Origin of the sequence: Bradyrhizobium sp. Mp19 (genome assembly GCF_029952935.1) — a bacterium.
GTDB lineage: Bacteria > Pseudomonadota > Alphaproteobacteria > Rhizobiales > Xanthobacteraceae > Bradyrhizobium > Bradyrhizobium elkanii.
In genome coordinates this window covers 1-12051 of record NZ_JASAUT010000071.1, presented here as the reverse complement: position 1 = coordinate 12051, position 12051 = coordinate 1, and the positions used below count along the sequence as shown (strand labels likewise).

The 12051-nt window shown below is 58.8% G+C and carries 10 protein-coding genes; 9 read left to right on the top strand and 1 reads right to left on the bottom strand.

Annotated features, from left to right (window positions below):
• The first annotated feature begins 7 nt into the window (after positions 1 to 7).
• The 9 genes from nodU to QJT82_RS39750 all read left to right on the top strand — a co-directional run bounded on the left by nodU (position 8) and on the right by QJT82_RS39750 (position 11332).
• Entirely contained in the window at positions 8 to 1717 is a 1710-nt protein-coding gene (gene nodU, locus QJT82_RS39790) for a nodulation protein NodU (RefSeq protein ID WP_018270194.1), read from the top strand.
• Between the two features lies 1 nt (position 1718).
• Positions 1719 to 2639, top strand: a complete 921-nt coding sequence (gene nodI, locus QJT82_RS39785) for a nodulation factor ABC transporter ATP-binding protein NodI (RefSeq protein WP_018270195.1) — start codon at positions 1719 to 1721, stop codon at positions 2637 to 2639.
• A 3-nt stretch (positions 2640 to 2642) separates the two neighbouring features.
• A complete protein-coding gene (locus tag QJT82_RS39780; RefSeq protein ID WP_016842047.1) occupies positions 2643 to 3434 on the top strand; it encodes an ABC transporter permease in 792 nt (263 codons plus the stop codon).
• 276 nt (positions 3435 to 3710) lie between these two features.
• Entirely contained in the window at positions 3711 to 5738 is a 2028-nt protein-coding gene (locus QJT82_RS39775) for a carbamoyltransferase (protein WP_026192376.1), read from the top strand.
• Between the two features lie 170 nt (positions 5739 to 5908).
• Positions 5909 to 7021, top strand: coding sequence for a nodulation protein NodZ (locus QJT82_RS39770; protein ID WP_077231073.1), 1113 nt, complete (start codon positions 5909 to 5911; stop codon positions 7019 to 7021).
• Positions 7018 to 7224: a hypothetical protein gene (locus QJT82_RS39765; RefSeq protein ID WP_125459275.1), complete on the top strand. Its 207-nt coding sequence runs from the start codon at positions 7018 to 7020 to the stop codon at positions 7222 to 7224. Before QJT82_RS39770 ends, QJT82_RS39765 begins: the two co-directional genes overlap by 4 nt.
• A 614-nt stretch (positions 7225 to 7838) precedes the next feature.
• The gene (locus QJT82_RS39760; RefSeq protein ID WP_026192378.1) at positions 7839 to 8675 is read left to right on the top strand and encodes an SDR family oxidoreductase; all 837 of its coding nucleotides are present in this window, start codon (positions 7839 to 7841) and stop codon (positions 8673 to 8675) included.
• Positions 8676 to 8860: 185 nt separating this feature from the next.
• On the top strand, positions 8861 to 10684 hold the full coding sequence (gene nifA, locus QJT82_RS39755) for a nif-specific transcriptional activator NifA (RefSeq protein ID WP_026192379.1): 1824 nt from the start codon (positions 8861 to 8863) through the stop codon (positions 10682 to 10684).
• A 450-nt stretch (positions 10685 to 11134) separates the two neighbouring features.
• Entirely contained in the window at positions 11135 to 11332 is a 198-nt protein-coding gene (locus tag QJT82_RS39750) for a helix-turn-helix domain-containing protein (RefSeq protein ID WP_157183431.1), read from the top strand.
• A gap of 247 nt (positions 11333 to 11579) precedes the next feature.
• Here the strand turns inward: QJT82_RS39750 and QJT82_RS39745 are convergent, their stop codons facing one another.
• Positions 11580 to 11951: a helix-turn-helix transcriptional regulator gene (locus QJT82_RS39745; protein WP_016842040.1), complete on the bottom strand. Its 372-nt coding sequence runs from the start codon at positions 11949 to 11951 to the stop codon at positions 11580 to 11582.
• Positions 11952 to 12051 lie beyond the last annotated feature (100 nt).

Below are 12051 nucleotides of genomic sequence, written 5' to 3'. Positions count from 1 at the left end.
GGGTCGTATGCGCATCTGTGGCATCAAGTTAACACATGATGGGGCAATCGCTGTCGTCGAGGACGGACAGCTTGTCTTTTGCACCGAACAAGAGAAGCGCGGCAACAATCCACGGTATCAATCTGTCGATAACCTCGATGCAGTCGTGCTCGCGTTGGCTGAGCATGGCCTGGATCCACGAGATATTGATCAGTTCGTCATCGACGGCTGGGATGGAGAGATCGAGTCGCAGTTCCAGGTTCTCAGTGGGGCGGTTCCAATCGCGTTGAAGGGGGCGCCATATGTCGAGCGCCATGCCGAGGGCCTTCTAGATTCAGTCGATGGCTATGGCCTGATCCTTGGCGGCAAGGTGTTTCCCTATAAGAGTTACCCGCACGTCACCGGCCACGTCGCCTCGGCATACAGCACCAGCCCGTTTGCCAGCGCCGGAAAGCCCGCGTTCTGTCTGGTATGGGATGGCTGCATCTTTCCACGTCTCTACTATGTCGAACCTCGAGGCGCCCGACTCATTGCCAGTCTGTTTCCAATGATCGGTCATTCCTATGCTGCCGCGGGCCTTCATTTTGGCCCTTACAGGCAGCCGAATCGCACCAATTGGGACTTGGGCATCGCCGGCAAGCTGATGGCTTATATTGCGCTTGGCTCTTTCGACGAAACCATCGTGGCTGTGTTTCAGGAGCTTTACGAAAAGCGCTTCGCTGCGGATACGGAGCAGGCCCGTCGCTACCGCGCCGACATCAACAATGCTGAGGCATCGCTTGCCGCTGTACACGACTTTTTTGAGGCGAGCGCGCTGCGCTTGACGGCCAAGCGAGCCGAAGACGTCCTTGCGTCGTTTCATGTGTTCCTGGAACGTCTTCTTGTCCGGGAAATTGCGATGGTTTTGCTGCGACACTCGTCGCTTCCGGGCGCGAGAAACCTATGTGTAGCCGGGGGGTGCGGGCTCAATATCAAGTGGAACAGTGCGCTTCGGGCGACGGGACTGTTCGATGAGGTCTGGGTGCCGCCGTTTCCAAATGACAGCGGCTCGGCAATTGGCGCCGCTTGCAGCGCGATGGCGGCACAAAAGGGGTTCGGGCCACTAGAATGGTCAGTCTATAGCGGTCCGGCGCTGCAGGCCAGCGAAAGTCCGTCAGAATGGGAGCCTGCACCATGCACTCTCCGCGAGCTTGCGGCCATTCTTGCTGACAACAAACCCGTAATCTTCCTATCGGGACGCGCCGAGCTTGGGCCACGGGCGTTGGGTGGCAGAAGCATTCTTGCAGCAGCGACCTTGCCGGCAATGAAAGATCACCTCAACGACATCAAGCGCCGCGAGCATTTCCGGCCAGTAGCGCCGATTTGCCTGGAGGATCGGGCGCCGGAGATCTTCAGTCCCGGGACGCCAGATCCTTATATGCTGTTCGATCACCAGACCCGGGAGGAGTGGCGCGATAAGGTCCCCGCTATCGTCCATCTGGATGGCTCCGCGCGGTTGCAGACAGTCGCCCGCAACTCTCCACACAAAATCGCCGAGCTGCTCGTCGAGTTCGAACAGCTCACCGGCATTCCGCTGCTCTGCAATACGAGTGCCAACCTCCATGGACGAGGATTCTTCCCGGACGTGGCCGCCGCCTGCCAGTGGGGGCGCGTAGAGCATGTGTGGTGCGACGGCCTGCTCTGGACCAAAACCGTCGTAAGCAAGCCAACTTCGGCTGAACGCCTTTTGTCAGCCTAAGATGAACATGTCCACCGCAGCAATCGACCTTGCCGGCGTCAGAAAATCATTTGGCGACAAAATCATCGTCGATGAGCTGTCGTTCTCGGTTGCGCGCGGAGAATGCTTTGGTCTGCTCGGGCCAAATGGAGCCGGCAAGAGCACGATTGCGCGTATGCTGCTCGGGATGATCTCGCCGGATGCGGGCAAGATTACAATCCTCAACGAGCCTGTGCCTGCGCGCGCGCGTGTAGCACGTATGCGCGTTGGCGTTGTGCCGCAGTTCGATAACCTCGAGCTCGAATTCACCGTACGCGAAAACCTGCTGGTATTTGGCCGTTATTTCGGCTTGAGTGCTCGCAAGGTTGAGACGATCGTACCCTCGTTGCTCGAGTTTGCACGGCTGGAAAGCAAGGCGAACGTCCGCGTCGCGCATCTGTCGGGCGGCATGAAGCGTCGGCTGACACTGGCGCGGGCCCTGATCAATGATCCGCATCTGCTGGTGATGGACGAGCCCACGACCGGCCTCGATCCGCACGCGCGGCACCTGATATGGGAGCGTCTGCGCGTTCTGCTTGCGCGTGGCAAGACAATCCTGCTCACCACCCACTTCATGGAAGAAGCCGAACGCCTATGCGATCGGCTTTGCGTGCTCAAGAGTGGACGCAAGATAGCCGAAGGAAAGCCGAACGCCTTGATCGACGAGCATATCGGATGCGACGTGATCGAGATCTATGGCGGTGATCCACATGAGCTCGGTGAATGGCTCAAGCCTTATACTCGGAATATCGAAGTGAGTGGAGAGACGCTGTTTTGCTATGCGCCGTATCCGGAGCAAGTACGTGTTCAACTGCGCGGCCGAGCGGGCCTTCGCATTCTGCAGCGGCCGCCGAATCTCGAAGACGTGTTCTTGCGGCTGACCGGACGCGAGATGGAGAAGTGAGGGATGGGTGAAAGCTATGCGGCGCTAATGCCCGCTAATGCGTACAACTGGATTGCAGTATGGCGTCGAAACTTCCTGGCATGGAGGAAAGTCGCGCTTGCATCGGTTCTCGGCAACCTCGCAGATCCCATAACCAACCTGTTTGGCCTTGGCTTTGGGCTCGGGCTAATCGTGGGTCGTGTTGAAGGGACCTCCTACATCTCGTTCCTGGCAGCAGGCATGGTCGCGACCAGCGCCATGACGTCCGCGACCTTTGAAACCATGTATGCAACCTTTGCTCGGATGGATGCCAAGCGTACCTGGGAAGCAATCCTGTCCACACAACTCACGCTTGGCGACGTCGTTCTGGGCGAATTGGTGTGGGCAGCCAGTAAGTCCGTTCTGGCCGGAACCGCAATCGGAATTGTCGCTGCGACGCTGGGTTATGCGTCCTGGGCGTCCATTTTGTATGCGATGCCGACGGTGGCCTTGACCGGCCTTGTCTTTGCAAGTTTGGCGATGGTCGTCATATCTCTTGCGCCGAGCTACGACTACTTCGTGTTTTACCAGACGCTAATCCTGACACCCATGGTGTTTCTGTGTGGCGCAGTCTTTCCGATGAGCCAACTGCCGAGCTCCTTTCAGCACATCGCCGGCTTGTTGCCGCTGGCGCATTCGGTCGATCTCATCCGCCCGGCGATGCTGGACCGTGCGGCCAGCGGCGGGGCTGCCTTCCATGTCGGTGCGCTCTGCATGTACGCGGTATTACCTTTCTTTGTGTCGACGGTATTGTTTCGGCGCCGTCTGCTGCGTTGACGGAATTCGCGATGCGCTGTCTTGGTTGAGGTAGCGTGAGCTGCGACAGGGGCAGTCGCAATGGCTTTATAACAAGCCGGGCGCACGGCGCCGGATCGGTCGGACGGTGCGGGAACGCCCAGCACCCAAATAGGCTGAGCCGGCTCGGCGCCGGGCCGGACTTCGCAAAGCATTGGTTGTGCTTCCTGGCCCGCGTGGCCGAGGGAGCGTGACAGTACAGACGAACTAGTTGGGGAGGGCGGTTCGCCTTCCTGTCATGACCAAATGGAGAGCGAGATGTTGTGTCTCGGAGTGAGTGGCGGTCTGGACAGAATCTATCAAAACTCGGCCGAGCTGCCCAATACATTTCTGCACGATGGCGCTGCAGTGCTCGTGCGGGATGGCCGCGTGCTTGCTGCTGTCGAAGAAGAGCGCCTCAATCGAGTCAAGCACTCCAACAAGTTGCCAAGCAACTCGATCCGATACTGCCTTTCAGCTGCAGGAGTGGAGCTTGGCGAGATCGACCGCATCGCGTTCTACGCGACTGAATCCTACTGCAATACCATGCTGGAGCGGCTATTTCTTTCTCAGGCCGTGCCGTTAGACGCCAAACTGTTGCTACGTCAGCTGCTGGCGCGGGAGTTCCGCACCGAAGTCGATGCGTCGCGCGTGTTCTTCGTAAATCACCATGAAGCGCATGCCGCGAGCGCATTTGCCATGTCTGGATTCGAGCAAAGCCTGATCTTTACGGTCGACGGTGGCGGAGACTTTCTCTCAGGTCTGCTGGCAGTAGGGTCTGGCACCGAAATTTCGCAACTCGCAAGCTTTCCAGAACATAACTCTCTGGGGCTGTTCTATCTCGAGGCGATCCGTTATCTCGGCTACGGGTTGTTCGACGAGTACAAAGTGATGGGGCTTGCCCCCTATGGGGACCCTGCGCCCTATCGCGAGCTCTTCGCGCAGTTCTATGAATTGTTGGACAATGGCGGTTATCGGGTCCATCTGGATCGAATCGGCCCGGCCTTGATCCGCAGCATCCAGGTCCGGCGAAAGGGAATGGCATTCACACAGCAGCATCGAGACGTCAGCGCTTCGCTGCAGGAAGCGCTGGAGCGGATCATCTTTCATATCCTGCGGCATCATCGCGAAGCGACGGGCATGAAGCGCTTGTGCCTGGCGGGAGGCGTAGCCCACAATTGCACGATGAACGGTAAGCTGCTCTATTCCGGCCTTTTCGACGACATCTTCGTCCAGCCCGCGGCGCATGACGCCGGTTGCGCACTCGGCGCCGCATTGATGATGTCAAACGAGCTGGGCCGGCCCGCGCCGCGCGAGCGATTGTCGGACGTCTATTGGGGACCCGATCTCGGGACCGAGCAAGCCATAGAACACGAGCTCAATGCATGGTCCAGCCACCTCGATTTTCAACGTAGTGATGACATCGCAGCGAGTGCAGCGGACTGGATGGCAAATGGCGCTGTCATCGGCTGGGTTCAGGGCCGTTCTGAGTTCGGGCCACGTGCGCTTGGCAACCGCAGCATTCTCGCCGACCCGCGGCCAGCGGAAAACAAGAACCGGATAAACGCGATGGTCAAAAAGCGCGAGGGCTATCGTCCGTTTGCGCCGTCAGTGCTGGAGGAGGATGCAAGCGAGTTCTTTGAGCTCCCAGGCGGCAAGCGGGAGTTTCCCTTCATGAACTTCGTGGTTCGTGTGCGGGCGGCCCACCATAGCGTGCTTGGTGCGGTCACGCACGTTGATGGAACTGCTCGGCTGCAAACGGTCTCGCGCAACACAAATCCTGCCTATTGGGATGTCATTAATGCATTCAAGAAGCGAACCGGCATCCCGGTTCTTCTAAACACGTCCTTTAACAACAATGCCGAGCCGATCGTCGATTCCGTTTCAGACGCCATCGTCACCTTCTTGACGACCGACCTGGACGGACTTGTAGTTAAGCCATTCCTCGTCGAGAAGCGGCCGGCAACACTGCCGGATTGGTGTACACTGGGCGTTTCATTGCCTCCGTATGCATCCCTTCATCGTATTCGCTCTTACACAGCGGAAGATCGTCAGGAAACGGTTTCCGAGATCCGTATGGGACATTCGGGGCGCGAGAGCATGCGTATCTCGCATGAGCTCTTCGACCTGCTGATGCGGATCGAGGGGGAGGCCTCGCTCGGCTGGCTTCTCGACACAACTATGTTGGACCAGCCCCGGCGCGAAGATCTCGTCAAGGAACTTCGGCTCTTGTGGGAACAGCGGGGCGTTCGGCTGCATCCGCCACGCGCCGCTTGCGTCCGCATTAAAGCGCTGGGCGAAGCATAACCGGCGATCATATGTAAGACCAAGACTGCGCCTCCATGTACAGGAGGCTAGGCCGAGGTGGAATAGGGCACCAATAGGCATCCAGTTGAAATCGGGTATATCGGCGCAACAACTCTAGTGGAAGAAAAGAGGGAGGCGTTGAGAGAACCCACTACGAGGATAGCGCTGCTATGAAGTTCTACCGACGCAACGCGCGAGCAGCACAAGCGCCGACCATAACATCGGCCAAGACCATATGTGAGGTGTCTCCAATGACGTCTCTTGTTCAACCAGGAGTCCGGAAGGAGGCAATGCAGATGCCTGGCGGTTCGAAAAATGATCAGTTCGTTGTTTCCCGACGACGTACGGGCTTGGGCGACTGCCTGTGGTCGCTGGCTGCAGCGTGGCGTTTTGCCGAGCGGACCGGACGGAAGCTGGTCATCGATTGGCGGGGGTCCTGTTATCTCGATCAACCATTCACCAACGCCTTTCCCGTCTTCTTCGAACCGGTTCAAGATATTGCCGGCGTACAGGTGATCTGCGACGACCGGATCAACCAGCACTCATTTCCTGGACCATTTTTCCCGGCATGGTGGAATAGGCCAGCTATTGATTGCGCCTATCGCCCGGATGAGCAGATTTTCCGGGAACGCGATGAACTCGATCAGCTGTTCCAAAGCGGGCAAGATAGCGATGCAAATACAGTTGTGTGTGACGCCTGCCTGATGTGGCGCTGCGATGAGGAGGCTGAACGAGAGATCTTTCGGAGCATCAAGCCGCGATCCGAAGTGCAGGCACGGATTGATGCCATCTTCCGTGAGCACCTTGCGTCGTTCAGCGTGATCGGCATTCATGTTCGGCACGGCAACGGAGAGGATGTTATGGGGCATGCGCCCTACTGGGCTGATCCCGAGCGGGCTTTGCAACAGGTCTGTAACGCCATCGACAAGGCCAAGGCGTTACCGCATGCAAAACCGGTCAGGGCGTTCCTGTGCACAGACAGCGCGCACGTCCTTGAGAGGGTGTCAGCTATGTTTCCTGACGTTTTCACCATCCCAAAGCGCTTCCAGGCAGCTCAGGCCGGGCCGTTGCACAGCGCGGCGCTCGGAGCTGAGGGCGGCTTTTCCGCTCTCATCGAGATGTATCTTCTTGCGCGATGCGATACCGTGATCCGTTTCCCCCCGACGAGCGCTTTCACGCGCTATGCGCGCCTCTTTGCGCCGCGCGTTATAGAATTCGATTTGAACGATCCGAGCCGATTGATCTTGATTGAAGAAGCATCAAAAGAACTCGTGGCTTCATGAAAGTCGTAACCCGTCTCATCGATCTGATCGCCGCTTTTTGCATCGAGCAGCACTGCCACTACGTTTCCGGACGACAATTGATCGCCCAAACCGACGTTCCAACGGACCCTTGCCCTGGAGAACAGCAAGATGCGGCGGCCGAATGCCGTCCGCTGAAGCTCGATCTTGACAAGAGCGGCGTTACCGTACCGCCACCACGCTGACCAGATGGACATCGTCCTCGGCCTTGCCTCGCGACGACCCGCAAGTGAAAGCTTCTCGGCGGTTCGTCGCGGATCAAGTTTTCGAAGGAGGTTACGTTGGGCCGGTGAGTTCCGTTGCCGCGGCCGCCACTCGCTCGCGCGGACGGACCCTTCGGGTTCGAGCATTGAGTTGGACATTCAGTGCGCCCGCTCGTGATCGCGCAACCAATCAGCGCGGCGATGTGCTGCGATGAGCTCGGTATCAGTTGCGAGAAAACCTAACGTATGGAGTTGGTGCGTCAGGTTCTGTTTCGTACCGACACGGTTACTGGGTGTCTCCACCATCGTGACCGATCGTTGCCTCGACGAGGAGCGTTCCTTATCCGCTCGCTGCTTCGGATCTCGATCACGAGAGCGCAGTGTGGTGTCTGGTCCTAGCAGTGACCGAGTGTGCTCCAGGCATTGTGTGGGTGATGCACCATCGATGTTGCAAAGCACACGCACCATGTCGCGAATCCGCCAAGCTTTTGGCGTGCGCGACATTAGGACGCAAAACCGGAGCGTCTTTGCGTGCATCGGAGTGGCCCAAATCCTGCTACGTGTTCGCCAGCGGCGCTACAGGAGAGGAGGCGGGCGTGGGTCTCGATCTGCCAAATGACGATCTGATCGCAGGTCCGCTGCCCGAGACACATTTGGGCTGTCCCTTTCGCGCCGATGAAGCCCGCCTCCATCAGGGAGAGCAGAAGGCGATGTTGCTGACTGGGGCATCGCGCGGAATTGGGCATGCCACTGCCAAGCTGTTTTCGGAGGCAGGTTGGCGCATCATTTCTTGCGCGCGCCAGCCATTCGATGGCGCGCGGTGCCCGTGGGACTCCGGGCGCGAGGATCATGTCCAGGTCGACCTTAGCGATTATCAAATGCTGCCGCGCTTGATCGCGCAGGTCAAGGAACGCTTGGCGGGCGCACCCTTGCACGCATTAGTGAACAACGCCGGCATCTCGCCGAAGACGTCTGATGGTGACCGGCTGACCTCGTTGACGACGTCAACTGAAACCTGGATGAGAGTGTTCCATCTGAATCTCGTGGCCCCGATCCTGCTGGCGAGGGGTTTATTTGACGAGCTAAGGGCCGCGTCAGGATCGATTGTCAACGTGACGTCGATCGCTGGTTCGCGGGTGCACCCGTTTGCCGGCAGCGCCTACGCGACGTCGAAGGCCGCGCTTGCGAGTCTCACACGCGAAATGGCCCACGATTATGCGCCCTATGGCGTTCGTGTGAACGCGATCGCGCCAGGCGAGATCAGAACGGACATGTTGTCGCCCGACACGGAAGCGCGTCTCGTGCCAAACATCCCGTTGCGCAGAGTGGGAACACCCGACGAAGTGGCCAAGGTCATCTTCTTCCTATGCTCGGATGCCGCAAGCTATGTTACGGGGGCCGAGGTGCCGATCAATGGTGGGCAACATCTGTGAATCGACCAAGCCTGGCAACGCGGCTGACTTAAGCCTCAGCGTTGAAGTTCGTGTTCTACGCTGACGTCGCGCACCTATTCCGAAAAAAGATGAAATCAAACCACTGTAAGGTTACCGTCGTGCCATGAAAAGGTGTTACGCTTCTATGTCATCTCGTTAATTCGTAACGCTAGATCGAGCATGACATGCAAAACGAAGCTCGCAAATCCGAACAAGGTGCTAGGGAGGATGATCAAAATAACGGAGACCGCCTCATGCTGCATATCGCTTCCGCACGCGAGATACCTGCCTCTCATCCAGAGACGGAGCGCGAGCTCTCGGGCGAGCCGCTGCGCGAGAGCGCGCTGACCGGTATCTTCGAAATATCGAAAATACTCACCGCTCCCTGCCGGCTCGAGGTCACGCTGGCCAACGTCGTAGGCCTTCTGCAATCGTTTGTGCAGATGCGACACGGTATCGTCTCACTGTTCGACGATGACGGGATGCCGGACATTACCGTGGGTGCTGGCTGGAGCGAAGGCAGCGACGACCGCTTCCGGATGCGCCTGCCACGGAAGGCAATCGACCAGATCGTTGCGACCGACAGGCCTCTTGTCGCCGAGAACGTGGCAGCGGAGCCGGCGTTCAGCGCAGCTGACCTTGAGGTGCTCGGTGCCTCGGATAACATGCCGGTGTCGTTCATCGGAGTTCCGATCCGCATCGATCCGAAAGTCGTGGGTACACTGACGCTCGACCGTGTCTGTGACGAAAGGTCGAGTCTCCGGCTCGATTATGATGCGCGGCTGCTCACCATGATCGCCAACCTGGTGGGACAGACAGTAAGGCTTCATCGCTTGTTCGCCTGCGATCGCGAGCGGCTGATGGTGGAGAAGGACCGTCTGCAAAAGCAATTATTCGAGTTTAGGCAGCCTGTACGGGAGCGTAAGAAGGTACCTGTTCATGGGATCATCGGCGACAGTCCGGCGCTGCGCGGCTTGCTCGAAAAGATCGCGGTCGTGGCCAAATCGAACAGCACGGTTCTGCTGCGCGGCGAATCCGGTACCGGAAAGGAACTTGTAGCCAAGGCTATTCACGAATCATCGTCCCGCGCCAAGCGGCCCTTCATTAAGCTGAATTGCGCGGCACTACCTGAGACAGTGCTGGAATCCGAATTGTTCGGTCATGAGAAAGGTGCCTTTACTGGCGCCTTCAGCTCGCGCAAGGGGCGCTTCGAGCTTGCTGACAAAGGCACACTGTTCCTTGACGAGATCGGCGAGATTTCGGCCCCGTTCCAGGCGAAGTTGCTGCGTGTCCTGCAGGAGCAGGAGTTCGAGCGGGTCGGCAGCAACCAGACCATAAAGGTCGATGTTCGAGTCATAGCCGCAACCAACAAGAACCTTGAAGAGGCTGTGGCAAGGAGCGAGTTTCGCGCAGACCTCTACTATCGCATCAGCGTTGTTCCCTTGCTGCTGCCGCCGCTGCGCGAAAGACGCAGCGATATTCCGCTGCTTGCCGGTGAGTTCCTGAGGAATTTCAATAGCGTGAACGGCCGTACGCTGACCTTGGAAGCGAGCGCGATCGATGTGCTGATGAACTGCGGCTTTCCGGGAAATGTCCGCGAGCTCGAAAACTGCATCGAGCGCACAGCGACCCTGTCGGCCGGGCCATCGATCGTGAGAAATGATTTTGCATGTTGCCACGGCCAGTGCCTTTCCGCGATGCTGTGGAAAAGTACGTCCGAGGAGGCGACAGTCCAAACGGCACCGGTCGTCCCAGTGCCCGCCAAGCCGATCAGTTTGCCGTCTGAAGCGACCGCGCCGGCCCCACTTGTCGGCAGCGAACTGGCCTCACTGGCACCCCCTGGCACAGTCCTCGTAAGTGGCGCGAAGATGGCCGATCGCGAGCGGGTCATTGCAGCCATGGAAAAATCTGGTTGGGTACAGGCAAAAGCTGCACGCTTGCTCGGACTAACGCCGCGCCAGATTGGCTACGCGCTGAGGAAGTACGGAATCGAGATCAAGCGGTTCTGAACGTGCGCGGACCATGAGAGGACTGGGTTTTTGCGGGCGCATCCAATGCCACCAAAATCTGAAAAAGGGCGGCCCGCCTCGGCGGCAGGTTGACCACGCATGCGAGGAACCGCCCGTCTGCCGCCCTGGCAAGGCGACTTCGCTTGGAGCGCAGCGAGAACTGGGCTGAGCGGCGCGGTGGTGAACCCGCCGGCATGTTACGGGTTGAAACCATTTTGCCGCCCCTGACGGACGCCGTGCGTCGCCGACCAGCGGTAGACAACAGCTCCGACCTCGAACAAGTTCACCGCTCTTCCCGTCAGTTTGTCGCTGGATCATGGCGCCTAAGCCACCTTCTCTTTCCCAGAAGACTAATTGAATGGACAAACTAGCCTAGGGTGGATGAATGGAGGAGCGAACATAAGGTGGGCGGCGCAAAAGGCGGTGCGTCTGGGACGGCCGCCGACGGACTTGGCCGCCGAAGTGGACCTGCGGATCTCGACCGCGGCATGCGAGTTGTTCCTGGCTCGTGAACTCGCCGGCGTCAGCGTCGAGGAGATCGCATGCCGTACTAGCAAGGCAACGGTCTATACCCGTTTCCCGACCAAAGAGGCGCTGTTTGCCGCGATCTTCCATAGCAAGCCGCGCGGCTTCGCCTTTCGCACGTAGGACGGCGCTCCTCACCATGAGGGAGATGTCAATGGCGGAGTTGGCGAGCTCGAAGATCAGATTGTCGCTCGATCCGTCAACCAGAATCGTGTCGACATCGGGGATGCGGTGCCGTGATCGAGGAGAGTAGCCCTGAGATTACCGGCTGAAAGTGAGGCGTGTACAAGTCAATCGACCGCTCTCGCCGCGGGAGTGGGTCCTGAGACGAGGTCGCGTCCATGTGCCGCGATCTGACGTCGAGTACCGGTCAATCCTCGTCGGCGGCGATCGACTCCATCAGCGACACCAGCTGACGCTGGACGGTCTGATCCTTGATCTTACTGTAGGCGCGCAGCAACCGCAGACTGAAGGCGCTGTCCAGGAACAGGAGGCTCTCAACCTCGCGCGCCTTGTTGTCACCGCCGTAAAAGAAGGTGACGGGGACGTCGAGCGTAGTGGCGATCTGCTGAAGACGGGCAGCGCCGACACGGTTGACGCCCTTCTCGTACTTCTGGACCTGCTGGAAGCTGACGCCGAGCTTATCGCCGAGTTCGGCCTGCGAAATCTTCTGCTCCACACGCCGCAGGCGGATCCGCTTGCCCAACTCAATGTCAGGCTTGCCGGCACTGCGCTGCTGCATCTTCTTTGCTGCTGATCTATTCAGTCGTCCGTTAAGAAGCCGATTGCAGCGGTGAACGGTCGCTGATGGCTGCGATGAGGGTGGCCAGGAAGAGGCGCCA

Excerpts from the sequence above, each read along its gene's own strand:
- QJT82_RS39745 (WP_016842040.1), bottom strand. The coding sequence starts at position 11,951 with ATGCAGCAGCGCAGTGCCGGCAAGCCTGACATTGAGTTGGGCAAGCGG.
- QJT82_RS39780 (WP_016842047.1), top strand. The coding sequence starts at position 2,643 with ATGGGTGAAAGCTATGCGGCGCTAATGCCCGCTAATGCGTACAACTGG.
- nodU (WP_018270194.1), top strand. The coding sequence starts at position 8 with ATGCGCATCTGTGGCATCAAGTTAACACATGATGGGGCAATCGCTGTC.
- QJT82_RS39765 (WP_125459275.1), top strand. The coding sequence starts at position 7,018 with ATGAAAGTCGTAACCCGTCTCATCGATCTGATCGCCGCTTTTTGCATC.
- nifA (WP_026192379.1), top strand. The coding sequence starts at position 8,861 with ATGCAAAACGAAGCTCGCAAATCCGAACAAGGTGCTAGGGAGGATGAT.
- QJT82_RS39770 (WP_077231073.1), top strand. The coding sequence starts at position 5,909 with ATGAAGTTCTACCGACGCAACGCGCGAGCAGCACAAGCGCCGACCATA.
- nodI (WP_018270195.1), top strand. The coding sequence starts at position 1,719 with ATGAACATGTCCACCGCAGCAATCGACCTTGCCGGCGTCAGAAAATCA.
- QJT82_RS39775 (WP_026192376.1), top strand. The coding sequence starts at position 3,711 with ATGTTGTGTCTCGGAGTGAGTGGCGGTCTGGACAGAATCTATCAAAAC.